Here is a 23862-nt window from a genome sequence, read left to right as displayed (position 1 = left end):
GGTGTATTTACGCGAGATCGGTACTCGCTGAGACGGGGCGGGCGCATCGACGTCCGTTGACGGCAAGCTAGAATGGCCGTCCAGCCGTCCTCTCACGTTGGAGACAGGAAAGCATGGCGACGAAAGAAAAGGAAGAGGTCGAGAACGAACGCGAAGGCGCTGCCGACGGTCCGCTGCTCGATCTTTCCGACGATGCCGTCAAGAAGATGATCAAGGTCGCCAAGAAGCGCGGCTACGTGACGATGGACGAGCTCAATGCCGTCCTGCCGTCCGAGGAAGTGACCTCCGAGCAGATCGAAGACACGATGGCGATGCTGTCCGACATGGGCATCAACGTGGTCGAGGACGACGAGACCAGCGACGACGCCGAGGGCGAACAGGCGGCCGACGCCGAGGAAGAGGCGACCGAGGTCGCCGAGCAGACCGGCAGCGCGGTCGCGACCGTCACCAAGAAGGAACCGACGGACCGCACCGACGATCCGGTGCGCATGTATCTGCGCGAGATGGGTTCGGTGGAACTCCTGTCGCGCGAGGGCGAGATCGCCATCGCCAAGCGCATCGAGGCCGGCCGCGAGACGATGATCGCGGGGCTGTGCGAAAGCCCGCTGACCTTCCAGGCCATCATCATCTGGCGCGACGAGCTGAACGAAGCCAAGATCCTGCTGCGCGAGATCATCGATCTCGAGACCACCTATGCCGGCCCCGAGGCCAAGCAGGCGCCTGCGGTCGAGCGGGTCGAGGAGGAAGCCAAGCCCAAGGTGGACGAACGCGGCCGCCGCTCCAGCGGGCCGCGCGAGGACGACGACATCACCAATGTCGGCGGCGAATCCCGCGTCGAGGAAGATGACGACGAGGACGACGAGGCGAGCCTGTCGCTGGCGGCCATGGAAGCGGAACTGCGTCCGCAGGTCATGGAGACGCTCGACCTGATCGCGGCCACCTACAAGAAGCTGCGCAAGCTGCAGGACCAGCAGGTCGAGGCGCGTCTCGCGGCGGCCGGAAACCTGTCGTCCAGCCAGGAGCGTTCCTACAAGAAGCTCAAGGAAGAGCTGATCACGGCGGTGAAGTCGCTGTCGCTCAACCAGAACCGCATCGAGGCTCTGGTCGAGCAGCTTTACGACATCAACAAGCGCCTGGTGCAGAACGAGGGCCGGCTGCTCAGGCTCGCCGAAAGCTACGGCGTGCGTCGCGAGGAGTTTCTGCGCGAGTACCAGGGCACCGAGCTCGACCCGAACTGGACACGCGCCATCGGCAACCTGTCGACGCGCGGCTGGAAGGAATTCACCCGCAACGAGGGCAATTCGATCCGCAACCTGCGCGCCGAGATCCAGAACCTGGCGCAGGAGACCGGCATCTCGATCGGCGAGTTCCGCAAGATCGTCAACCAGGTCCAGAAGGGCGAGCGCGAGGCGGCGATTGCCAAGAAGGAGATGGTGGAAGCGAACCTCCGTCTCGTCATCTCGATCGCCAAGAAATACACGAACCGCGGCCTGCAATTCCTTGATCTCATTCAGGAAGGCAACATCGGCCTGATGAAGGCGGTGGACAAGTTCGAGTATCGCCGGGGCTACAAGTTCTCCACCTACGCGACATGGTGGATCCGGCAGGCGATCACCCGCTCGATCGCCGACCAGGCGCGCACCATCCGCATCCCGGTTCACATGATCGAGACGATCAACAAGATCGTGCGCACCTCGCGCCAGATGCTGCACGAGATCGGCCGCGAGCCGACGCCGGAGGAACTGGCCGAGAAACTCGCCATGCCGCTCGAAAAGGTGCGCAAGGTGCTGAAGATCGCCAAGGAGCCGATCAGCCTCGAGACGCCGGTCGGCGACGAGGAGGATTCGCATCTGGGCGACTTCATCGAGGACAAGAACGCCATCCTGCCGATCGACGCGGCGATCCAGGCCAACCTGCGCGAGACCACCACCCGCGTGCTCGCCTCGCTCACCCCGCGCGAGGAACGCGTGCTCAGGATGCGCTTCGGTATCGGCATGAACACCGACCACACGCTCGAAGAGGTCGGCCAGCAGTTCTCTGTCACCCGCGAACGCATCCGCCAGATCGAGGCGAAGGCGCTCAGGAAACTGAAGCATCCGTCGAGATCGAGGAAGCTCAGGAGCTTTCTGGACAGCTGAGGGGTGTTGGAGATCGAAACTAAGGGACCCGGCGGCGACGCCGGGTTCTTTCGTTTTGAAGCCATGCTGCCGGAGTTGCATGAGCGCTTGATCAGCTCGCTTTGGTTTGCCACGGTGTGATGAGCGGGAGGAGTATTGAGGCCGTGCCGGAATTCGCGTCGCCGAAAGATCTTCGGAAGTGGCTCGCTGGGAAACCGGATGATTGGGCGCAGGCCATCGCGGCGCGGATCGCATTGCGGGGCTTTCCGGTGGCATTCACTGTCATGGACCTGCCGGACGTTCGCCTCGATCTCGTCCGAAAGCAGGGCTTGATCCTGCAATCGTGGCGGGCGATCTTCATTTCATGGGCTGCGCGCAAATATCCAGCGCATGAAATGACCGCCTCCGCCGCCGCCTCCGCCGCCTCCGCCGCCGACGCCCTCTACTCCGCCTCCGCCGCCGCCTACGCCGCCTCCGCCGCCTCCGCCTCCGCCGCCGCCGCCGACGCCGCCTCCGACGCCTCCGACGCCTCCGACGCCGCCGCCTCCGCCGCCGCCGCCGCCTCCGCCGCCAACGCCGCCGACACCCACGGCGTCGCCGACGCCGTATGGAGCGCTGTTTCCGCCGATTGTGCCTGGCTGGAGCAGAACCGAGAAGATGGTCGACTGATCGACCAGCGACTCTGGCTCATCGATGTCCGCAGCGACGAACGGTACCTCGCGAATCTGCCGTTGTGGATGCGGGCGCCGCTGGATGCCATTGCCAAAGACAACTTCGCGCGTGAAACGTCATGGAAGCTGATCCACGATTGGTATCGCGCCATCCTGCCCAACACACGCCACGCCGAGCCGCGCAGCCTGTTCGGCGAATCAGCCGACATCGCCATTGCAACTCAGCCGGATGAATTCTGGACGGTGACGGAGGCGCGCAGCGCTGACCGGATCATGGACGAGGTTGCGGAGATCGTCGAGGGAAAGGCGCGAAGGAAGCCTGACAGGACCATTGCTGCGTTCATCATAGATTTCCTTGAGTCGCGTGAAGAACCAGCGACGATCGAGGAGATCAGGCAAGCCTTTATATCGGCCGATTACCGCGTGATCGACAAGACTATGCGAGGCGAACTGAGCCGCCTTGCGATGGCGGGGCGCATTGAACGCGTGAGAACCGGCGTATACGCAGCCGTCCACACGAGCGAAGTTCATCAACCCCCGTCCGCGGTCAAACAGGGTACCGGGCCAATCTTTGCTGGGGTTGCCGGCGAACTCGCACGGGTACCCAGTTTTCCCAGTGCGAACGAGCATGAGAATACGACACTCCATAAGTTGCATGAGAGGATAAAGAAGCGCTTGGATTCCCTTCTGAGGGGATTGGGAAACGCGCGGGGCCGCTACTCACAACTCGACGATGTTCTAAGTGACTATCGAAGCGCCATCGCATGCGACGAAATCTCAGCGTTGGATATAGATGACCTCTGGATCAGCGGTGCGGGCCTCATCGCTCAAGCGCGTTCGTTCGCAGCTCTTGATCCGTCCAAGCAGGTGACGGAGCCTCTAGAGCCACAACTGCAAGCGCTACTCGGAGAGATAGCCAGGCTACACGGCGCGCTCGTAATGGGGTTCGCAAAAGGTCGGGAACTGGCCGAGAAGTCGGGCATCCCCCTTCTGACGGCGGAAGAGTTCAGGAAGCTCTTCGAATATGAACGATCGATTGTCCGTTGGATGCTCGAAAGCGATCAATTCGCGATGTCCGATCGAGTACGGTCGTTATTCGAGGAAGTCGATCGCCTCTTGGTCATGACATCCGAAAGTAGTGAACACCTTGCTACGATTGGGTATCCAATCATTAGGAATCTCATCATTTTCGGCGCCAATGCGTTAGGGGCGGCCGAGAGAATAGCTGGCCGCCTCGCGCTGGTTGGTCTTCCGGTTAACTTGGCGGTAGTCGGCATGCTCGCGTTCTTCCGGGACAATCTCAGCTCCATTATGGGGTTCTCCAGTTCAGTACCAGAACTTCGCGCTTACCTTGAATATCATCTGACGCGACTGGAGATTGAGTGGCAGGAGGCTAGCAGAAAGAAAAACAGCTAGCCGCGGACGCGCATGCGTTTCTCAATCGCTTCGCAACGACAACTCACAGTGATACCTTCCTTCTCATGAACGAGCGCTTCCACATTGCGGCGCCAATCGCCGCCCCGACCACGCAGGCCGCCGAGGGCTTGCGCCGGCGGCCCTTCACCGTCGCAGAAATCGAGGCCGCGGTTGCGGCCGGCATCATCGCGGCGGATGAGCGCTTCGAACTTATCGGGGGGGAGGCGGTGCCGATGTCGCCCAAGGGCATTCGACACGAGCGGCTGAAGACATGGGTGATGATGACACTGGCGCGGAAGCTGCCTGAGAGTGTCGGCTTCACTCCCGAGACGACGCTACGGCTATCCGTCGATACCTTCCTTGAACCGGATTTCGTGATCTATGAGACAGCCGTCGGGTTGGAAGGCTTGAACGGCGGAACCTGCCTGTTGGCGGTCGAGATCGGCGACACGAGCTTTGCCTATGACACGGGACGCAAGGCGCTTATCTACGCCGGTTTCGGAATTGCCGAACTCTGGGTGATCGACGCAGATGGCCTCGGAACGACTGTCCATCGCCTGCCGACCCCTACTGGATACCGGCAGGTGTCCGACGTCAGCCCGGATCAGACACTCAGCGCACTCAACGTGCCGGACCTCGAGATGAGGATGGCGGATTTCCGGGCGGCGCGATCCGAGCCGTGATCCATTTTTTGCCTGGGTAATCCACCCCGAGCCCTCACACGTACCGATCCCATGCCCGCATGCCCCAGTCCCGCCTGACGATCTCCACCAACGGCCCCGGCCTGACCGAAATCACCGACCGCGCGGCGGCGTTCGTGCGCGAGACGGGCGTGGAGGAGGGGTTGCTGACGGTCTTCGTGCGCCACACCTCCTGCTCGCTCCTGATCCAGGAGAATGCCGATCCCGACGTGCGGCGCGACCTGGAGGAATTCTTCCGGCGTCTCGTGCCACCCGCCGACGATCCGTCCATGCGCTGGATCGTGCATACGACTGAGGGGCCCGACGACATGCCGGCCCACATCAAGGCGGCGTTGACGCAGACCTCGCTTTCCATCCCCGTCGCCGGCGGCCGCATGCTTCTCGGAACGTGGCAGGGCATCTACCTGTTCGAGCATCGCTCCCGGCCACACCGGCGCGAGATCGTGCTACACTTGACGCAATGACCGGCGCGTTTTGCGAGGCGGGCTGGACCGGCATGAAGAGGAGAGGGCGCCGATGTCTCTGTTGAAACGGCTGTTCGGCATCGGCGGCGGAAGCGATGCCGGGCCAGAGGAAGCGGCGACTGCGGGTGAGCAGGAGTACAAGGGGTTCCTGATCCGCGCCACGCCGTTCAAGGCGGACGGCCAGTACCAGACCTGCGCGGTGCTCTCGAAGGAGGTCGGCGGGCAGGCGAGGGAACACCGGCTGATTCGCGCCGACCGTTTCGCTTCGCTGGACGACGCCGTCGATGTATCCTTCCGCAAGGCGCGCCAGATGATCGACGAGCAGGGCGAGCGGCTCTTCGGCTGAGCGGGCGGCGCCGACACGCACGTTCTCCCGACTGATCGTTCGTCACGCGCAGCCGTATCGCGATCCCGGTTGAACTCCTTCCTGCATCGTGCACATTAGGGCGCCCGTCGGGGATGGGGGCGAAGGCACCGCGGTTTTGGAACGCAATCTTCTCAAATTCATCTGGAAGAACTCGCGTCTGAAGCAGGCGTGGCTGCTCTTCGTCATCGTCGCCTCCATGCCGTTCTATTTCCTGTCGCTCGAACTGCCCAAGCAGATCGTCAACGGGCCGATCCAGGGCGAAAACTTCGACGCGATCGACGCGACCCAGCCCTTCCTGCGCATTCCCATGCCATACGGCGAGACGCTGTTCGGCCGCGAAGTGATCCTGTTCGATGGGTTCCAGTTCGGCCGCATCGAGATGCTCTTCGCGCTCTGCGCGGCGTTCATGTTCTTCGTCTTCCTGAACGGCTGGTTCAAGCTCTACACCAACACCTACAAGGGAAAGCTCGGCGAGGAAGTGCTGCGCCAGCTGCGCTACACGCTGCTCGACCGGGTACTGCGCTATCGCGTCGCCCGCTTCCGCAACCTCAAGGGGGCCGAGGTTTCCTCGGTCATCAAGGACGAGGTCGAGCCGCTCGGCGAGTTCGTTGGCGATGCCTTTTCGCTGCCGCTGTTCCTGGGCGGACAGGCGATCACCGGGCTTCTCTTCCTGTTCCTGCAGTCGGTCTACTTCGGACTCCTGACCATCGCGATCGTGGCTTTCCAGATCTGGATCATCCCGCGCATGCGCCGCAAGCTGATCGTGCTCGGCCGGCAACGGCAGATGCAGGCGCGCAGGCTGTCGGGGCAGGTGGCCGAGACGGTCGACATGGCGGCCGATATCCACGTCAACGACATGTCGAATTTCGCCCGCGCGCGCCACTACGGGCTGCTGCAGTCGATCCTGGACATCCGCTTCGAGCTCTACCAGCGGAAGTTCACGGTCAAGTACATCAACAACCTCCTGATGCAGTTCCTGGCGTTCCTGTTCTATCTGCTCGGCGGCTATTTCGTCATCACGGGGCGGCTCGATATTGGCCAGCTCGTGGCCGTCATCGCCGCCTACAAGGACCTTCCCGGGCCGATCAAGGGGCTGATCGACTACGACCAGATCCGGCTGATGAACGAGGCGCGCTACGAGCAGACGATCGACAGCTTCCGCGACGACGGGCTGATCGGGGCGGAGCTCCAGCGCATGCCGCACGAGCCGGTGCCGCGCCTCTCGCAGGGTTTCGAACTCGACCACGTGCGGCTGGAGGACGAGACCGGCCGCACCGTCGCAGACAATCTGCGTATGCGGATTTCGCCGTCCGACCGGATCGCGATCGTGACCAACGGCCAGGATGCGGCCCGCACGGCCGCCAACGTCTTTGCCGCCTCGCTGGTGCGGCTGGTGCAGCCCGCCGCCGGCACGATCGCGCTGGAGAGCCGATCGCTCGAGGACCATCCCGAAAGCCTGACGGGCCGCCGGATCGGTTATGCCGACAGCGGCAGCTACTTCCCCGCGGGCACGATCAACGACAACCTGCTGATGGTGGTGAAGAACCAGCCGGTCGGGTCCGCATCGGGACGCGAGCCACCGCCGCGAAAGGTCTCGGCCGGAATGCTCAACGAGGTCCCCCCGGACGCGAATGCGGAATGGATCAACCTCGACGACCTCGGGCTCGAAGGCGCCGAAGCGCTCGACCGGCATGTCTCGGACGTGCTCGAACTGTCCGGCCTGTCGCGGCAGATCCAGGACCTCGGCCTCATCGGCACCGTCGATCCGGCGGAAAGCCCGGTCTTCTGCGACAAGATTGTCGAGGTGCGGCACGAATTCCGCCAGAACGCCGGCAGTCTCGGCGTGGAGGGCATCGTCCAGTCATTCGACCCCGATCTCTACAACGCCCAAGCGACGATCGGCGAGAACCTTCTGTTCGGCACCGCGAGCGATCCCGCCTGGGCGCCCGCCAACCTCAACAGCAATCCGGTGGTGCTGGAGGTTCTCGACAGGCACGGACTGCGCACAGCCTTCCAGGAGATGGGCCAGCGCATCGCGGAGGCGAGGATCGAGCTCTTCGGCGACCTCGCGCCCGACAGCAAGATCTTCGAGACGGTGGCCGACGTGAGCTTCGAGGAGGTCGCCCGCCTCAAGGAGATCGTCGCGCGCCTGAAGATGGCGGAGCGGCAGGAGCCCGGACGCGAGAGCAAGACCGAGAAGGCGCGCGGCAAGTCCTCGCGCGGCAGCGACGACCGGCAGGAGGTCTTCAAGCTCGCCTTCGGCTATTGCGAGGCGCAGAGCCGTTTCGGCGTGCTCGACGCCGCGACCGAGGAAAAGATCCTGTCCGCCCGCCGCGACCTGCGCGAGGAGATCGCCGGCATGGACGTCGCGCCGGTCTTCTTCCACGATCCCGACCGCTACAACCCGACCGCCACCGTGCTCGACAACATCCTGCTCGGCCGCATCTCGTCGACGGTCGTCGACGGCAAGGAGAAGGTGCTGGCCGCCGTCCAGCAGCTCGTCGGGCAGACCGGCATTTCTGGCGGGCTGCTGCGCGTCGGCCTGAACTTCGAGATGGGCAATGGCGGCCGGCGGCTCTCCGAAACACAGCGCCAGAAGCTGCACGTCGCGCGCGCGCTGCTGAAGAAGCCGGACATGATCATCCTCAACGAGGTGCTGGGTTCGATGGACGGACCTGGACGTCGCGATATCATGCAGCGGCTGCTCTCCCGGCCGCTGCTTCCCGGTCAGGACTGGTCGCCCGGCTATGTGTGCGTGCTGCTCGACGACGAACTCGCGGAACAATTCGACCGTGTTCTGACATTCTCCAATGGAGCCTTCCACGAGATCGAGGCATCGACGCCGACTGATCGCGGGGAGGCAGAAGCCGACGGCTCGCTCGCGGGAGCGGCCAACTGAAAGGGCACCGGTGATGAGTACTCTGAGGGACGAGGTGGAGGTTCTTCGCAAGATCCCGCTCTTTGCGGCGATGGATCCGGCCAAGCTCAAGCTCCTGGCCTATGCGTCGGACAAGGTGGAGTTCGAGCACGGGCAGGTGCTGTTTCGTCAAGGCGACGCCGGCGACAGCGCCTTCATCGTGCTGAGCGGGGTTGCCGACATCATTTCCGAATCGGGCGGAACGGAGGTCGTTGTGGCGCAGTTGCGGGACCATGCGTTGCTGGGCGAGATGTCGGTCTTCTGCGACATCCCGCGCTCGGCTACCGTGAGGGCGAACGGCAGGCTGACGGCGCTGAAGATCGGTAAGGGCTACTTCCTCGAGCTGATCAAGGAGTTTCCCGAGCTCGCAAGCCGCATCATCCGGGAACTCGCCTTCCGGCTCGCCAAGACCACGGCCGACCTCGCCGCGGCGGAGCGGGCGGCGCGTCACTGAGCTTCGCGACCTCTTTTTCCCGCATTGCCCGGGGCATTGGAGCCGAGCATAGAGCTTGGGGCAGGGCACAGAAAGACCATGATGAGAAGACTGGTGGAGCTCGGCCTCGTGTGGTCGCGGGCTACGCGACGGTGTTCGGGGTCGAATAAGACGGATGGAACTTCGTTAGGCCCGACGGGGTTTGACCTTCGTCGGGCTTTTCAAGAGGATGATTTCCGGTGGCGCTGGCAGGGTGATTTTGCCTTGATCGCCCGACCGGATGTGTTAAAAGGCCCGCCAATACCCGTGCCGGGACGGCTCGTCCAGGCACGGAGCGGCGCAAGCCGCGTGCTGGGGAATAGGTTAACGGTAGACCCACGGACTCTGACTCCGTTAGTCCTGGTTCGAATCCAGGTTCCCCAGCCAAACATTTTTTCCCATGAACCAGCCACCTTATGCCGCCAGCGACACGCAAAATTCTGGCTGTGGACGGTCTATCGCAAGAGATCTTCGACGAGCTTCATGATCTTTGGCCGTCCCGCAGTATGCGAATGGACGTCGATGAAGGTCCGGTATCCTGCCTTGGAGAGACGCCGCCACAAGTCGTCGTCCCGAAGGAGGCGAACGACTGCATCTGCCATTTCCTGCGGGTCGTCGCCGATCAAAACGTTCACGCCATCCACCAAGCCCGTGCCTTCGGCTGCGATCCGTGTTGCCACGACCGGAACTTCGTAGCTCAAGCTCGAGACGATCTTGCCTTTGACGCCGGCGCCATAGCGGAGTGGGGCAATGCTCATGCGGGCGGTCGAAAACAGAGCACCGAGATCCCGTACATGTCCTAAAGGGGTGATTGTCTCGCACGCCAGCGCAGCGATATCAGCGGTGAGGTTGGACCCTGCCACCACAAGCCTGCTGCCAGGTTCCGCGTTCAAGACCTTCGGCCATACCTGCGAGACGAACCAGTGCACGCCGTCCCCATTCGGTGCGTGCTCGAATCCTCCAACGAATACAATGTCTCGGCGTGAGGAGAGTGGACCCCGCCTACGGAAAAGGCCAGAAAGCCGGGCTGACCAGCCTCCGACACGCTTGGGCACTTCGCGCAAGAGCGGGATATGTCGGATGTCTGCGTCGGCGACGAGGCCGCGAAGCATGACATCTTCAAAGCTGCTGACGACGATGGTTGCATCGGCGCGCGCGACGATATCCAGTTCGATGAGCCGCATTGCATCGGATGCGTTTGCCATTTCCGGATCGCCAGCGAGTTCCGACTGCCGGCGCATGCGCAGATGATGAAGGTCGACGGTGTGGAAGATGATCTTCGCCCTGGGGGCGGCGTGACGGATGCGGTCGAACACCCGTTGCGCGATGGGTGCGCGGAAGATGATGACGAGGTCCGATTTGGGCGCGAGTTGATCGACCGCTGCCTCCAGCGAGGGATATGTCGCCGGCTTGGGCACTTCAACGCCCAGGGCACGGATCGCGTCCGAGTAGTGGCCGGCATCACCCAGTACGGAGGGCAGGAACGTCAAATCCAGGCCCGCTCCCGCGAGAATCTGGAGGTAGGAGAATGTACAGGCCGATCCGCTGTCCTGGTCGGGCGTTGGCGTGCGATCGTCGATAACGAGAAGCCGGGGAGCCATGCATTTCATAGCCAGATCAGCGAAAGGATGGCAGTTCTTGCACACGGCCCGGAGTACAGCAACGGGGTGTCTGCGCGCTTGAATGCCAATTTGCGACATGGTCGGCTCGACTATCTCCCTCGGGTCGATCGAATTCAGGGTCGCATCCACTGGGGCGGTAATGCAGTCGACTGTTTATCGACGTTTTTTGCTTGCGCACGGCGGAGCCAAACGGCCTATGGAGTCGCGTGCCGGGCGTCGACGCCGCCGGCAAATCAGGAGGATGACGATGCGCTATCTGTTCGACCCGCCGGAGATCGCGGCCGTACCCGTGATCGGGGAGGGGTCTCTGTTCCCGGTGCGGCGCATCTTCTGTGTAGGGCGCAACTACGCCGCCCATGCCGCCGAGATGGGGTTCGAAGTCGACCGCGAGGCGCCGTTCTATTTCACCAAGTCGGCGCAGGCGTTGCAGGCGACGGGCACAACGATCCCGTATCCGCCCGGTACGGAGGACTTCCACCACGAGATGGAACTCGTGCTGGCGATCGGCGCGCCGGCTTTCCGTGTGGAACGCGCTGCGGCGATGAATGCGATCTACGGCTACTGCTGCGGGCTCGACATGACGCGTCGCGACCTCCAGATCGCGTCACGGCAAAAGCAGCGGCCCTGGGATCTGGGCAAGGACGTCGAGGGCTCCGCGGTCATGGCGCCGATCACCCGGAGCGACGATTTCGGCGTGATCGGCGAGCAGTGTATCCATCTCGAGGTGAACGGCACGCCACGGCAGGACGCGCGGCTCTCGGAGCTGATCTGGAAGGTCGACGAGATCGTCAGCCATCTCTCCGGTTTCTACCACCTGCGGCCCGGCGACCTGATCATGAGCGGAACGCCGGCCGGCGTCGGACCGGTGAACCCTGGCGATCGCATCACCGGCGGCATCGACGGACTTTCGGACATCGCGCTGACCATCGGCGATCCGGATTGACGCAGCAGCGAGGGGAACGCCGGGCGCCTGGAAATGGCGTCGGCCAGTTCCGTCGCCGCGAGGGCGGTTCGGGCGAGGATTGGCGGGGAGAGGGCCAGCCAATGTGGAGCCAGCGGGAGCGATACCGCGCCACCATTGCGCACATAGCTTTGCCGCATAAGATAGATTATGGAACTTTTGGCTGTGGCGAAAGTCCGGAAATGTGCGGTTTCGTGGCCGTCCCCGGCACTGTGGTGTCCGTTCTAAACAGCGCCGTGGCTCAGACGCCAATGTCGGCGACCTGAGCGCCGGCCGCCTCGATCAGGGTCTTGGGTTCGCATGAGAACACCGCGTCATGCGCGCCGGCCGCCGCCCACACGATGTCGTAGGACGCCAGTCGGCCGTCGGCGAAGGCTTCGACCGGACCCGTGTGTCCGATCGGCGCCACGCCGCCGATGGCGAAGCCGGTGCGCTCGCGAACCTCGCGCGGATCGGCGCGGACCAGCGCTTCGCCGACCAGTGCCACGGCCTTTTCCTGGTCGAGCCGCCGGTCGCCGGGAACTAGGAAGAGATAGAGCTTTTCGCTCTCGGAGCCCTTGAAGATCAGCGACTTGACGATCTGACCGACGCCGACGCCACATTGCGCGGCGGCTTCCTCGGCGGTGCGGGTCGATTCGCCCATGCGGCGCACCTCGACCTTCAGTCCCTTGGCCGCAGCGGCCTGGCGGACCCGTTCCACGCTCTTGCTCATCGTGCCTCCGGAATATCCAAGCGATTCAATTGTTAGGAGCCGGAACCTCGATTACCATGCCATCGAATCCCGGTACCACGTCTGCAGGCGTGTCCCGCATCACGGTGTCGTAGTCGAGCGGGATGTGCATGTGCGTCAGCACGGCGTTTTTCGGCTTCAGGCGGTCGATCCAGCCGAGCGCCTGTTCAAGCGAAAGATGCGAGGGATGGCGTTCGTACTGGAGCGCGTCGATGACCAGCGTATCGAGGCCCTGGAGCCGAGCGGCGGTCTCGGGCGGGATGTCGCTGACGTCGGGGCAATAGGCGATGTCACCGACGCGGAAGCCGAGCGAAAGAATGTCGCCGTGAATCTGCGGCAGCGGCGCGAAGGTGAGGGAACCGCCCTCTCCTTCGATCGCGAACGGCACGTCATGGGCGATACGCACCGGCTTGAGGATCGGCGGATAGGAACTGCCGGGCGGCGTCTCGAAGCAGTATCCGAACCCGTGCTGAAGCCGCTCCATGGTGTATTTGTCGGCATGCACGTCCATCAGCCGGCGCTGCGCCAGCGCATAGCCGCGCAGGTCGTCGATGCCGTGGATATGGTCGGCATGCGGGTGGGTGAAGATCGCGGCATCGAGCCGACGCACGCCGGTGCGGATCATCTGCTCGCGGAAATCGGGACCCGTGTCGATCACCACGGTCGTCCGGCCTTTCGCCGTGATGCGTTCCACCAGCGCGGAGGCGCGGCTGCGCCGGTTCCTTGGATTGGCGGGGTCGCAGGCGCCCCAATCGCCGGTGATGTGCGGTGTACCCGGCGAAGAGCCGCAGCCGAGAATGGTCAGGCGCAATACGTCGGCGCCGGCCATCAGGCGTCCGCGCCCGTGGGCCGCTTCACCTTCTGAAAGAGCCGGAAGAAGTTTTCGGTCGTCTGGCGCGCGATCTCGTCCGGTGTGACGCCGAGCGTTTCCGCAAGTACGGCTGCGGTGTTGGCGACGAAGGCCGGTTCGTTGCGGCTGCCGCGGTGCGGCATGGGTGCCAGATAAGGCGCATCGGTCTCGACGAGCAGACGGTCTCGCGGGATTCCGGCTGCGATTACACGCAGTTCCGTCGATTTCCTGAAAGTGAGGATGCCTGAGAAGGAGACGTATCCGCCGAGCCGCACGCCGGCATCGGCAAGAGCCCGGCCGGAGGAGAAGCAGTGCAGGATGAACGGGAAGGGCCCCTTCCCCGTCTCCTCCTCCAGGATGTCCGCCATGTCGTCGTCGGCATCGCGCGAATGGATGACCAGCGGCAGCCCGGTCTCGCGCGCCGCTGCAATGTGGCGCCGAAAGCCCTCGGCCTGCGCCTCACGCGGCGAGCGGTCGTAGAAGTAGTCCAGCCCCGCCTCGCCGATCGCCACGACGCGCGGATGCGCAGACAGGCGCACGAGGTCTTCGGTGGTGACGTCGAGTTCCTCGGCCGCGTTGTGCGGATGGGTGCCGACGGAGCACCAGACGCTGTCATGCGCCTCGGCGATTGCGCGTATCTCGTCGAACCGCTTTACGCGCGTCGATATCGTCACCATGAGGTCGACGCCCGCGGCTTGCGCGCGCGCGATCACGGCCTCGCGCTCCTGGGCGAAATCGGGGAAATCCAGATGGCAGTGGCTGTCGACCAGCATGCCGTCAGCCGTCGGTCGTTTCGACGTAACGCGGGAAGACGCCGGCCGGCGCCGGAAGCGGCGTACCGGGAACCAGCGCGTCGGCCTCGCCGATCGCATCGAAGCCGCGCCTGTCGCCGGCCACCGCCAGCAGGTCGAGCAGCTTGCCCGCAGAGTCCGGCACGTAGGGCTGCAGCAGGATGGCGATGCGGCGCACCACCTCCGCTGTGGTCCACAGCACCGTCTCCATGCGGGCCGGATCGGTCTTGCGCAATGCCCAGGGCGCCTGGCCCGCGAAGTAGCGGTCTGCCTCGGCGACGATCTCGATCACCTCCGCAAGCGCCCGGTGGATCGCCTGCTCGGCCATCGCCTTGCGCGACGACGCGACCGCGTTTGCCAATACGGCCAGGATCGCCTCGTCCTCTGCGGCGAGTTCGCCCTTCTGCGGCGCCTTTCCGTCGCAGTTCTTGGCGATCATCGACAGCGAGCGTTGCGCCAGGTTGCCGATGCCGTTGGCGAGATCGGCATTGGTGCGGGCCACGATCGCGTCATGGCTGTAGCTGCCGTCCTGACCGAACGGGATGTCGCGGAGCAGGAAATAGCGCATCTGGTCGAGGCCGTAGTGCTCGGCCAGAGCGAACGGATCGATGACGTTGCCGACGGACTTCGACATCTTCTCCCCGCGGTTGAACACGAAGCCGTGGCCGAAGACACGCTTGGGGAGCTCAACCCCGGCCGACATCAGGAATGCCGGCCAATAGATCGCATGGAAGCGGACGATGTCCTTGCCGATGACGTGCACGTCGGCCGGCCAGCGCTCCCACATCGGGGCGTCCCTGTCCGGATAGCCGACGCCGGTGATGTAGTTGGTGAGCGCGTCGACCCACACATACATGACGTGTTTTTCGTCGCCCGGAACCGGCACGCCCCAGTCGAAGGTCGTGCGCGAGATGGAGAGGTCCTTCAGCCCCGACTTCACGAAGCTCATCACCTCGTTGCGGCGCTCGGGCGGCGCGATGAAGTCCGGACGCTCGTCGTAGAGCTTCAGCAGCGGCTCCTGATAGGCCGAAAGCCGGAAGAAATAGCTCTCCTCCTCGACCCATTCGACCGGCGTTCCCTGCGGACCGTAGCGCACGCCGTCCTCGCGCACCTCGGTCTCCTCCTCGCCGTAATAGGCCTCGTCGCGGACGGAGTACCAGCCGGCATAGCCGCCCTTGTAGATGTCGCCATTGGCCGCCATCGCGCTCCAGATCGCCTGGCTCGCGGTGTAATGGCGCTTCTCCGTCGTGCGGAAGAAGCAGTCGTGCGAGACGTTCAGCGCCTTGGCCATGCGCTCGAACTCGTCGGAATTGCGGCTGGCCAGTTCGCGCGTGGGAATGCCTTCCTTGCGCGCCGTCTGGAACATCTTGATGCCGTGCTCGTCCGTTCCCGTCTGAAAATAGACGTCCTTGCCATCGAGGCGCTGGAACCGCGCAATCGCGTCGGTGGCGATCATCTCGTAGGCATGGCCGATATGCGGCTTGCCGTTCGGATAGGAAATCGCGGTCGTGATATAGAATTTTTCTCTGGACATCTTACCGGGCGGCTTCGCGGGTGGAGCCGAGCAGATAGCGCATCGCGGCGGCGAATTCTATCCCTGCCGGCGCGTGTCGGCGCCGAGCACCTCGTGCATGCGCCGGACCAGGCCAGCGACGTGCTGGCGTTTGTCGAGATTGTAGGTCTCTGTCTCGCCGATGGTGCGGCTCGCCTCCTGCCACATCGCCGATATCTTTTCGGCCCGGCCGAGTTCGCCCGCCAGCGCGGCGGCCGAGGCATGCGCGCCGAGATGATCGAGCACGTGCCGGTTGAACAGCGATAACTGGATGGACTGGTCGCGCCCCGAGACGGCGTCGGCGAGCTTCCAGGCGGCGGCGGTGTCGAACGATTTCGCGCCGACGAGGCCTTCCATCGCGCCTGCGATCTCCAGCCCGCCATACTCGGTGAGCAGGATCGCCTCGCGGATACTTCCGCCGGTGCGTGCGGCGAGCGCTCCAGCGTCGGTTCCCTGGGCCATTCCCAGACGCGCGAGCACCGCCGCGACCTCGTCGGCCGACAGGCCATGAAATCGCACCGTCTGGCAGCGCGAACGTATCGTGGGGAGGAGCCCGCCCGCGGCGTGGGAGATCAGCATGAAGACGGTGTGCCCCGGCGGCTCCTCCAGGCTCTTCAGGAGCGCGTTGGCGGCGTTGGTGTTCATGTCGTCAGCCGGATCAATGATGACGATGCGGTAGCCGCCGTCGTGTGCGGTCATCGACAGGAAGCGATTGACCCTGCGGATCTCCTCCACCGTAACCGCTCCCCGAAAGGCCTTGGTCTTCTCGTTCACGGGCCGCGTCAGATAGAGCACACCGGGATGGCTGCCGCCGGCGATCATGCGAAACAGCGAGGAAGCAGGGTCGGGCACGGCCAAGCGCTCGGGCGCCCTTGTGCGGTCGGGATGTTTCAGCATGTGATGGGCGAGATGGAAGGCGAAAGTCGCCTTGCCGACGCCACGCGGCCCCGAAAGGATCAACCCGTGATGGAGCTTCCCGGACCGGTAGGCGGAAGCGAGTTGCGACGCCTGTGCCTCATGGCCGGCGAGCACCGGGTTTTCCGCCGGCTCCGGAACCTCGGCCAGGGTGTCGAATTGTTCCGGCGCCATCCTCTCGAAAATCATTCGGCGGCTTCCTTTTCCTGACGCCCTTCGATGAGGGCATCGACCGCCGCTGCGATGCGCCCGGCGACCTCCTCCTCGCTTCGCGCGGCATCGACGACGACGCAGCGTTCCGGTTCGAGATGCGCGATATCGAGGAACGCCTCCCGCCGCCGTTCGTGGATCGCCAGCGTCTCCTTTTCGAAGCGGTCGGCCGTCTCGTCGCCCCGACGCTCGGCTGCCCGCCGCAGGCCTTCCGCCGGGTCGAGGTCTAATATTAGAGTGAGGTCGGACATCATGCCATTGATCGCGACCCGCTCGAGCGCCTGCATGAAGCCGCCATCGATACCGCCGGTGACGCCCTGGTAGACGCGGGAGGAATCGAGGAAACGATCGCTCAGCACCACGGCGCCGCGCTCGACGGCGGGGCGGATGACCTGCTCGACGTGGTCGGAGCGTGCGGCGGCGAACAACACGGCTTCCATCTTCGACCCGAACGGCTCGGCCGCGCCCGACAGGAGAACGTGGCGTACGGCCTCGGCGCCCGGCGAGCCGCCTGGTTCCCGCGTGACGACGACGTCGAAGCCCCGGGCGCGCAGCCCCTCGGCGAGGCGGCGGATCTGCGTCGACTTCCCCGCGCCTTCGCCGCCTTCGAAACTTATGAACAGTCCGCGTTGCAAACGGCGATCCCTCGGCACCAAGCCATGCCGTCTACATAGTCCCGCTGGGGCCGAAGGTCCACGCCGGCACGGTTCAGCGCAGCCAGCCGACCATGAGTTCCTCGACGGCGTCGATCGCGCGGCTGTAGAGCGGTCCCGTGCCCACGCTTTCGGCGGCGTAGAGCGGCGTCTCCTGGCTCAGCGTCTCGCCGATCCAGACTTTCAGGGCGCCGACCGGCGTCCCCTCCTCCACCGGCGCCTCGACCGGCCCCTCATAGACGATCCTCGCGATCAACCGGTCGCGATTGGTGATGGGTACGAATATCGCGATCGGCTGCTTCGCCTTGAGTTCCACGCCGCCCTTGGCACCGCCATAGAGCTTGGCTTCGCCGACCACTTCGTCCGCGCCGAAAATCTCCAGCTTGTCGAAGGCCCGCATGCCCCAATCGAGGATTTTCCTGGCCTCTTCGGCGCGGACGGCTTCGCTGGACATGCCGCTCAGCGCGGCGAAGAGCCGGCGCCCGTCGCGCTCCACGGAGCCCACGATGCCGTAGCCGGACTCTTCCGTGTAGCCCGTCTTCATGCCATCCGCCCCGATGTCCATCTTGAGCAGCGGATTGCGGTTCGACTGCCGGATGCCGTTCCAGGTGAAATCCGGCTGCGAGTAGTACTTGTAGAACTCGGGGTATTCTCGCCAGATGTGCAGCCCGAGCATTGCCAGCTCCCGAACCGTGACCACCTGGCCTTCCGCCGGAAGTCCCGTCGCGGTCTTGAAAACCGATTTGCTGAGGCCGATCTGACGCGCGCGCTCGGTCATGAGCTGGGCGAAGTTCGCCTCCGACCCGGCCATCCCCTCCGCGATGACGATACAGCCGTCATTTGCTGACTGAACGATGACGCCCTGGATCAGGTCCCTGAGCGGAATGGATGATTTCAGCTCCGCGAACATGGTGGACGTGCCCGATGGCGCTCCGCCAGTGCGCCAGGCATTCTCGCTGACCAGAAACTGGTCGTCCAGTGACAGACGGCCGGTCTTCAGCGCGTGGAAGACGACTTCCATCGTCATCAGCTTGGCGAGCGAGGCTGGCGGTATCAGCTTGTCCGGATCCTTGGCAAACAGGATCGTGCCCGTCTCGGCGTCGATCACGAAGGCCTGCTCGGCCCGCGTCTCGAACAGTTGCGCGCGCGCGGGTGCGCAAGACAGCAGAGCCATAGCGGCGAAGGCTGCGATCGCCTTCAGGAGAAGGGGCATGTACGCGATCCTGTGACTTGGACGATCAGACACGCGATGACGGACCGGCAGCCGGCCCATTCATCATTGTCCAACCTAGCAAGGTCGCGGAAGGGGAATCAACGTCTCATCGCGGCGACCGCAATCGAGGTCTGCTCAGTCGCGGACCGGGATGGCATCGGCGGCGCCGGACGCCCAGGCAAGCGACAGCATCCGGTCGAGCGGTTCGCGGCTGTCGGCATGGAGGTTGACGGTGTACCAGACCGCGCCATCTGACGGTTCGGCGACGATCTCTGGCCGGCCGAATTCCGACAGGACACCTGCAATCGCATCCGCTTCGGCGCGATCGGCATAGGTGCCGATGGCAAGGTACTCACCGCCCGCCGCGACAGCACCCCCCTGCCCTCGCTCCCACGACGCGACGATCTGCGCCGGTGTCATGCCGGTGGCGAACGCGCCGAACGGTTCGTTGGCACGGCTTACCCGTTCTTCGGCATAGGACAGCGAGGCCATCCTGACGGGCAGGTCGCCGGCGTACGCGGGACGTTCGGGAACTGCGGGACCGACCGACGGCAGTGACGGATCAGCCGCATCGACGGCCGGCAGCAATGGATTGGCGGTGGCCAGCGCCGGCTGCGCCAGCGTCGTTTGAGCCGGCGGGGTGCCGAGCGATCCGGCGAAGGCCACGGAGGTGGTCGGCAATGGGGCGGTGGGTGTGGGACCGTTCATTGCGATCATCACGCCGGTGGCGATCTCTCCGCCCGGAACCGGATCCGCACCGCCCGGCCTGTAGGAGGCCATCAGGAAACGGTCATCCTGGCCGTGCAGCGGCGCCCGTCCGACATATTCGACCTTCACCTGTGCGATGCCGGAATGCGTGTAGTCAAGCAGGTCGGCTGCGCGCTTGGAAAGGTCGATGATTCTGTCGTTGGCGAACGGGCCGCGGTCGTTGACGCGCACGATGACGGAGTTGCCGTTCTTCGTATTGGTGACCCGCGCATAGCTCGGCAACGGCATCGTCGGATGCGCGGCCGTCAGGTGCGTCATGTCGTATATTTCACCATTGGCGGTGAGCCGGCCGTGGAACGCGTCGCCGTACCAGGACGCCCTGCCAACCTTCACGTAATCCGGATCTTCCTTCGGCTTGTACCACTTGCCCTTGACCTTGTAGGGCTTGCCGATCTGGTCGCGACCGCCGCCGCGCGGCAGCAATGCCTTCGTGGACGTCACCCGGGGGCTCGCCTTCACGCCGTACTCGGATTCGGCGAAGTATTCCTTCGACTTGGCTAGCTTGGCCTTCGGAGTCGGCTGGGAGGCACAGGAGGTGAGCACCACACCCGCCATCGCAACACATGTCAGGGACGTCGCGCGAAGTACGCGCCTGGTCGTCCGTCTCTGCATCATTGGCGTCCCCGAAGTCCCTCATTGCAAGACGCTGTCAGGCGCGAACCTAAGACAGCAACGCGCCGGATGGGAACCCCCCAAGTCGCCATGACCGGCACGTAATCCATAGACCGAAATTGTTTAGCAGCCTGTAAAGCTCTTGTGGCGAGAACGGGGCGATATTGTGACAAGACGTCGCTTGTCCAGAAAGCGGGGACAACTTCGCGGGCTGGACGCCTGGAAACAGGCCCGGCCCCAAACTCCAAGTGCGGTCGATGCCGCGCATCGCGCGGAGAGCGAGAACCGGTCCGAAAGCACGCTTCGGGAAGGTAACTGGAAAGGAAACGGCGGCCACCGGAGTGGCCGCCGCATCGCGTCGAGTTGGTACGGTTGCAGTCGAGCTACTGAAGCGAACTCTGCGTCAAGGCTGCGGATACCGATGGTGTTCCGTTCGCTGAGGATACCGATGATCCCGTCGTCCCGCCAGGTGCAACGAAGTTGTAGTCGTTGTATGCCCACGTTCCGTTGTACAGCGTCCAGAGCCGCATATAGATGGCCTGGCCGTTGAAGTTGTTGAAGTTGAACGTGTTCGTGGTCGTCGTACCCTGCGTGGCGCTATAGTAATTTTGTCCACCGACGGTCGAACCGAAGTAGATCCAGTACTGCGAAGCACCACTGACCGCCGACCACGTAAACTTCTGAGAGGTCGCCAGTTTGCTTCCGTTCGCCGGTGAGAGAAGGACGGACTTCGTCCCGCCGCCGCCGGCCTTGTAGGTGTAGTCGTTGTACTGCCAGCCGGTGCCGGTGATCAGCGACCACAGGCGCACATAGATCGTGCCCGTGGACGGCAGACCCGTCACCGTACGCGTCGTGCTCGTACCGTTGCTGGAGTTCAGGATGTTGTACGAACCCGCACCGGTGGAGCCGACATAGAGCCAGTAGGAGCTAACGCCGCTACCCGTCGTCCACATGAACGTCGCCGAGGAGCCGAGGGTGGAGCCCGGCGTCGGAGAGGTCATGACGGCCTTGACCGCACCGCCGGCCTTGTAGGTGTAGTCGTTGTACTGCCAGCCGGTGCCGGTGATCAGCGACCACAGGCGCACATAGATCGTGCCCGTGGACGGCAGACCCGTCACCGTACGCGTCGTGCTCGTACCGTTGCTGGAGTTCAGGATGTTGTACGAACCCGCACCGGTGGAGCCGACATAGAGCCAGTAGGAGCTAACGCCGCTACCCGTCGTCCACATGAACGTCGCCGAGGAGCCGAGGGTGGAGCCCGGCGTCGGAGAGGTCATGACGGCCTTGACGGCGCCGCCGGCCTTGTAGGTGTAGTCGTTGGACTGCCAGGCGCCGGAAATCAGCGACCACAGCCGCACGTAGATCGTGCCCGTGGACGGCAGGCCAGACACCGTACGCGTCGTGCTCGTACCGTTGCTGGAGTTCAGGATGTTGTACGAACCTACGCCGTTGGAACCGACATAAAGCCAGTACGAGTTGACGTTCGTACCCGTGGTCCACACGAACGTCGCCGAGGAACCGAGGGTGGAACCCGGTGTCGGGGAGGTCATGACCGCCTTGACGCCGCCGCCGGTCTTGTAGGTGTAGTCGTTGGACTGCCAGGCGCCGGAAATCAGCGACCACAGCCGCACGTAGATCGTGCCCGTGGACGGCAAACCCGTCACCGTACGCGTCGTGCTCGTACCGTTGCTGGAGTTCAGGATGTTGTACGAACCCACGCCGGTGGAACCGACATAGAGCCAGTACGAGTTGACGTTCGTACCCGCGGTCCACACGAACGTCGCCGAGGAACCGAGCGTGGAGCCCGGCGTCGGCGAGGTCATGACGGCTTTCACGCCGCCGCCGGTCTTGTAGGTGTAGTCGTTGTACTGCCAGCCCGTGCCGCTAAACAGCGACCACAGGCGCACGTAGATCGTGCCCGTGGAGGGAAGCCCCGTCACGGTCTTCGACTTACTCGTGCCCTGGCTGGCCTGGTAGATGTTGGTCGAGCCCGCGCCGGTTGACCCGACGTAGAGCCAGTACTGCGAAACGCCGGTACCGGCGGTCCACACGAACGTCGCCGAAGAACCGAGCGTCGAGCCCGGCGTCGGCGAGGTCATCACCGCTTTGGCCGTGGCACCGCCGCCCAGATACGTCAGGGCGCTGTCTACCTTCACGCGGGGCTTCGTCGTGCCCGACGAGGAGATGTTGACGCCCGTGGCTTCCAAAGCCGTCTCGATCTGCGTGACCGTGGCGGTGGGCTTGGCGGACTTCAGCGCCGCGAAGATACCCGCGACGTGCGGAGAGGCCATCGAGGTGCCGCTCAGGGAGCTATAAAAAGAGTTGCTCGATCCGCTTACATAGGACGCCAGGATCGAGGAACCGGGAGCCACCACGTCGATCAGGGAGCCCCAGTTCGAGAACGAGGAACGCACGTCCGACTTGGTCGAGGACGCGACCGTGATCGCGCTCGAGATACAGCCGGGGGCGCCGACGCTGGTGTTGTAGCCGCTGTTGCCCGCGGCGATCACGGTGGCGATGCCAGCGGCGCGCAACTGGTCGATGATCGGCTTATGTGGTTGCGTATCGCAGGCGGAGAAATATTGTCCGCCGCCAAGGCTCATGTTCACCGAGGCGATCTTGTAGGTGTTGCGCAGCGCATACACACGCTCCAGACCCTTGATCTGGTCGGAGGTGTAGGCCAGCACGCAGCCGTTGGACCGGATGCTCGAGCCACAGCTCGAGGAGGTCGTGAACCGAGAGAAGACGTTGATGGTAATCAGCTTGCCGTTGCGGGCCACGCCGTTCGTAGGCTCTCCAGAACTCTGGCTGGTGTTGAAGCCAGCTGCGGTGCCCGAAACGTGGGTACCGTGGCCGCACCCGTAGACCGTCGCCGGGTCGCAGTCCAGCGCTGAGTTGATGTCCGTCGAAGCGCCCACACCGCCGGGGCAGTAGCTGAAAGACGGATAGCTTGAGTTGTTCGTGCTGTAGCACGCCGCCGAGCCGACGCTCGAGATCAGGAATTCGTGCGACCGGCGCGCACCCGTGTCGAGCACGGCCACATACCAGCCGCTGCCGGTCGCGCCGGCCGCGTAGGCGTTCGGCATGCCGATCAGCGGAAGCGACTGCAGCAAATCCGGCTTGGCGAGCGCATCGTCGTGAATGCGTACCACCGCCGGGTCGGCGGCGAGCTTCTCCAGCGTAGCCTCGTCGACGGTTGCCGCGAACATCGGCGAGAAGTCCATTCTCTTGATGCCGAGGTCGTCCGAAGCCATCGCGCCGGACAGGCCACCCTGCGCCGCGAACACGCGGCCCAGGATCTCGTCCTGCTTCTGATGCACGGCCGAGGTAACCGCCTCGTCATCCGCCGCAGCGCTTGCGGACGCTCCGGCAGCCTGGGGCATGCCGAACTCGACAATTACCCGAACCTTGCCGCTGTTTTCCGAAATTTTTGCGAGAACCTGGTCGGCTTCGACCAGCTTGCCCATCGCAGCGCTTGAAAGCCCTGACTCGGCCGATAATGCGAACCCGCTGGCCGTTGTCATCAACAGCGCCGCAGCCAGCGTGCGCCTCAGGGTCTTCGATACTATTGAAAATAGCATCTCCCACCTCCTCTATCAATCTTGCCCCAGAGGAAGTTATCAGAAGCGCGCCAAAATTAACAAGGAATTATGTGGGGACGGGGTACATTCGCAAAGTGTTGAAGGCGATTAAGGATAACATCAGTTGAGCCGCGGGATCGAGAAGCCCTATTATTGATTGCAAAAATGAATCTTAATGCCTCACCTACGGTTGCAGCCGGAGGCCACAACGTCGACTCGCAAGGAAGATCCCCGATTCGCACCATTAGAACCTTGCCCGCGCGCTTTTCGGTGCAATTT

At 63.9% G+C, this 23862-nt stretch carries 18 protein-coding genes and 1 tRNA gene; 9 read left to right on the top strand and 10 right to left on the bottom strand.

From position 1 onward, the window contains the following. The first annotated feature begins 113 nt into the window (after positions 1 to 113). The 8 genes from rpoD to BSQ44_RS13945 all read left to right on the top strand — a co-directional run bounded on the left by rpoD (position 114) and on the right by BSQ44_RS13945 (position 9512). On the top strand, positions 114 to 2138 hold the full coding sequence (gene rpoD, locus BSQ44_RS13985; RefSeq protein WP_072605177.1) for an RNA polymerase sigma factor RpoD: 2025 nt from the start codon (positions 114 to 116) through the stop codon (positions 2136 to 2138). A gap of 143 nt (positions 2139 to 2281) precedes the next feature. Further along, positions 2282 to 4204, top strand: coding sequence for a hypothetical protein (locus BSQ44_RS27215; RefSeq protein ID WP_169858328.1), 1923 nt, complete (start codon positions 2282 to 2284; stop codon positions 4202 to 4204). Positions 4205 to 4269: 65 nt separating this feature from the next. Further along, positions 4270 to 4887 carry a Uma2 family endonuclease gene (locus BSQ44_RS13970; RefSeq protein WP_072605170.1) on the top strand — a complete coding sequence of 206 codons (618 nt, stop codon included), beginning with the start codon at positions 4270 to 4272 and terminating at the stop codon, positions 4885 to 4887. Between the two features lie 59 nt (positions 4888 to 4946). After that, positions 4947 to 5369 carry a secondary thiamine-phosphate synthase enzyme YjbQ gene (locus BSQ44_RS13965; protein ID WP_072605168.1) on the top strand — a complete coding sequence of 141 codons (423 nt, stop codon included), beginning with the start codon at positions 4947 to 4949 and terminating at the stop codon, positions 5367 to 5369. Between the two features lie 52 nt (positions 5370 to 5421). Next, complete coding sequence (locus tag BSQ44_RS13960) at positions 5422 to 5715, top strand: HlyU family transcriptional regulator (protein ID WP_072605166.1); 294 nt, start codon at positions 5422 to 5424, stop codon at positions 5713 to 5715. Positions 5716 to 5851: 136 nt separating this feature from the next. Next, positions 5852 to 8635: an ABC transporter transmembrane domain-containing protein gene (locus tag BSQ44_RS13955; protein ID WP_072605163.1), complete on the top strand. Its 2784-nt coding sequence runs from the start codon at positions 5852 to 5854 to the stop codon at positions 8633 to 8635. Between the two features lie 13 nt (positions 8636 to 8648). After that, on the top strand, positions 8649 to 9107 hold the full coding sequence (locus BSQ44_RS13950) for a cyclic nucleotide-binding domain-containing protein (RefSeq protein WP_072605161.1): 459 nt from the start codon (positions 8649 to 8651) through the stop codon (positions 9105 to 9107). Between the two features lie 331 nt (positions 9108 to 9438). Beyond that, positions 9439 to 9512, top strand: a tRNA-Gln gene (locus tag BSQ44_RS13945). A 68-nt stretch (positions 9513 to 9580) separates the two neighbouring features. On the opposite strand, the gene BSQ44_RS13940 is transcribed toward BSQ44_RS13945, so the two are convergent. Next, complete coding sequence (locus BSQ44_RS13940; RefSeq protein ID WP_072605158.1) at positions 9581 to 10876, bottom strand: glycosyltransferase; 1296 nt, start codon at positions 10874 to 10876, stop codon at positions 9581 to 9583. 118 nt (positions 10877 to 10994) lie between these two features. Here BSQ44_RS13940 and BSQ44_RS13935 point away from each other — a divergent pair, with 118 nt between their 5' ends. Further along, positions 10995 to 11690: a fumarylacetoacetate hydrolase family protein gene (locus tag BSQ44_RS13935; RefSeq protein ID WP_335622597.1), complete on the top strand. Its 696-nt coding sequence runs from the start codon at positions 10995 to 10997 to the stop codon at positions 11688 to 11690. 259 nt (positions 11691 to 11949) lie between these two features. On the opposite strand, the gene BSQ44_RS13930 is transcribed toward BSQ44_RS13935, so the two are convergent. From BSQ44_RS13930 to BSQ44_RS13890, 9 genes are all read right to left on the bottom strand, one after another. Beyond that, on the bottom strand, positions 11950 to 12420 hold the full coding sequence (locus tag BSQ44_RS13930; protein WP_072605153.1) for a YbaK/EbsC family protein: 471 nt from the start codon (positions 12418 to 12420) through the stop codon (positions 11950 to 11952). A gap of 25 nt (positions 12421 to 12445) precedes the next feature. Next, entirely contained in the window at positions 12446 to 13267 is an 822-nt protein-coding gene (locus BSQ44_RS13925) for an MBL fold metallo-hydrolase (RefSeq protein WP_072605150.1), read from the bottom strand. Beyond that, positions 13267 to 14061 (bottom strand): TatD family hydrolase, encoded by a 795-nt coding sequence (locus BSQ44_RS13920; protein ID WP_072605148.1) that lies wholly within the window; start codon positions 14059 to 14061, stop codon positions 13267 to 13269. Before BSQ44_RS13920 ends, BSQ44_RS13925 begins: the two co-directional genes overlap by 1 nt. 4 nt (positions 14062 to 14065) lie before the next feature. After that, the gene (gene metG / locus BSQ44_RS13915; RefSeq protein WP_072605134.1) at positions 14066 to 15613 is read right to left on the bottom strand and encodes a methionine--tRNA ligase; all 1548 of its coding nucleotides are present in this window, start codon (positions 15611 to 15613) and stop codon (positions 14066 to 14068) included. A gap of 57 nt (positions 15614 to 15670) precedes the next feature. Continuing rightward, positions 15671 to 16735 carry a DNA polymerase III subunit delta' gene (locus BSQ44_RS13910; protein ID WP_072605132.1) on the bottom strand — a complete coding sequence of 355 codons (1065 nt, stop codon included), beginning with the start codon at positions 16733 to 16735 and terminating at the stop codon, positions 15671 to 15673. Further along, positions 16732 to 17391 carry a dTMP kinase gene (gene tmk / locus BSQ44_RS13905; RefSeq protein ID WP_072605129.1) on the bottom strand — a complete coding sequence of 220 codons (660 nt, stop codon included), beginning with the start codon at positions 17389 to 17391 and terminating at the stop codon, positions 16732 to 16734. Before tmk ends, BSQ44_RS13910 begins: the two co-directional genes overlap by 4 nt. Before the next feature lie 73 nt (positions 17392 to 17464). After that, positions 17465 to 18622, bottom strand: coding sequence for a D-alanyl-D-alanine carboxypeptidase family protein (locus BSQ44_RS13900; RefSeq protein ID WP_072605127.1), 1158 nt, complete (start codon positions 18620 to 18622; stop codon positions 17465 to 17467). A 135-nt stretch (positions 18623 to 18757) separates the two neighbouring features. Then, positions 18758 to 20002: a septal ring lytic transglycosylase RlpA family protein gene (locus BSQ44_RS13895; protein ID WP_072608060.1), complete on the bottom strand. Its 1245-nt coding sequence runs from the start codon at positions 20000 to 20002 to the stop codon at positions 18758 to 18760. Positions 20003 to 20385: 383 nt separating this feature from the next. After that, entirely contained in the window at positions 20386 to 23583 is a 3198-nt protein-coding gene (locus BSQ44_RS13890) for a S8 family serine peptidase (protein ID WP_083534745.1), read from the bottom strand. Positions 23584 to 23862: the final 279 nt, after the last annotated feature.

Origin of the sequence: Aquibium oceanicum, assembly GCF_001889605.1 — a bacterium.
Taxonomy (GTDB): Bacteria; Pseudomonadota; Alphaproteobacteria; order Rhizobiales; family Rhizobiaceae; genus Aquibium; species Aquibium oceanicum.
The sequence above is the reverse complement of the archived record's forward strand: the minus strand, read 5'-3'. Positions and strand labels throughout refer to the sequence as shown.

Excerpts from the sequence above, each read along its gene's own strand:
- BSQ44_RS13895 (WP_072608060.1), bottom strand. The coding sequence starts at position 20,002 with ATGCAGAGACGGACGACCAGGCGCGTACTTCGCGCGACGTCCCTGACA.
- BSQ44_RS13950 (WP_072605161.1), top strand. The coding sequence starts at position 8,649 with ATGAGTACTCTGAGGGACGAGGTGGAGGTTCTTCGCAAGATCCCGCTC.
- BSQ44_RS13930 (WP_072605153.1), bottom strand. The coding sequence starts at position 12,420 with ATGAGCAAGAGCGTGGAACGGGTCCGCCAGGCCGCTGCGGCCAAGGGA.
- BSQ44_RS13890 (WP_083534745.1), bottom strand. The coding sequence starts at position 23,583 with ATGCTATTTTCAATAGTATCGAAGACCCTGAGGCGCACGCTGGCTGCG.
- BSQ44_RS13925 (WP_072605150.1), bottom strand. The coding sequence starts at position 13,267 with ATGGCCGGCGCCGACGTATTGCGCCTGACCATTCTCGGCTGCGGCTCT.
- BSQ44_RS13900 (WP_072605127.1), bottom strand. The coding sequence starts at position 18,622 with ATGCCCCTTCTCCTGAAGGCGATCGCAGCCTTCGCCGCTATGGCTCTG.
- BSQ44_RS13970 (WP_072605170.1), top strand. The coding sequence starts at position 4,270 with ATGAACGAGCGCTTCCACATTGCGGCGCCAATCGCCGCCCCGACCACG.
- metG (WP_072605134.1), bottom strand. The coding sequence starts at position 15,613 with ATGTCCAGAGAAAAATTCTATATCACGACCGCGATTTCCTATCCGAAC.
- BSQ44_RS13965 (WP_072605168.1), top strand. The coding sequence starts at position 4,947 with ATGCCCCAGTCCCGCCTGACGATCTCCACCAACGGCCCCGGCCTGACC.
- BSQ44_RS13935 (WP_335622597.1), top strand. The coding sequence starts at position 10,995 with ATGCGCTATCTGTTCGACCCGCCGGAGATCGCGGCCGTACCCGTGATC.
- BSQ44_RS13910 (WP_072605132.1), bottom strand. The coding sequence starts at position 16,735 with ATGATTTTCGAGAGGATGGCGCCGGAACAATTCGACACCCTGGCCGAG.
- BSQ44_RS13960 (WP_072605166.1), top strand. The coding sequence starts at position 5,422 with ATGTCTCTGTTGAAACGGCTGTTCGGCATCGGCGGCGGAAGCGATGCC.
- BSQ44_RS13920 (WP_072605148.1), bottom strand. The coding sequence starts at position 14,061 with ATGCTGGTCGACAGCCACTGCCATCTGGATTTCCCCGATTTCGCCCAG.
- rpoD (WP_072605177.1), top strand. The coding sequence starts at position 114 with ATGGCGACGAAAGAAAAGGAAGAGGTCGAGAACGAACGCGAAGGCGCT.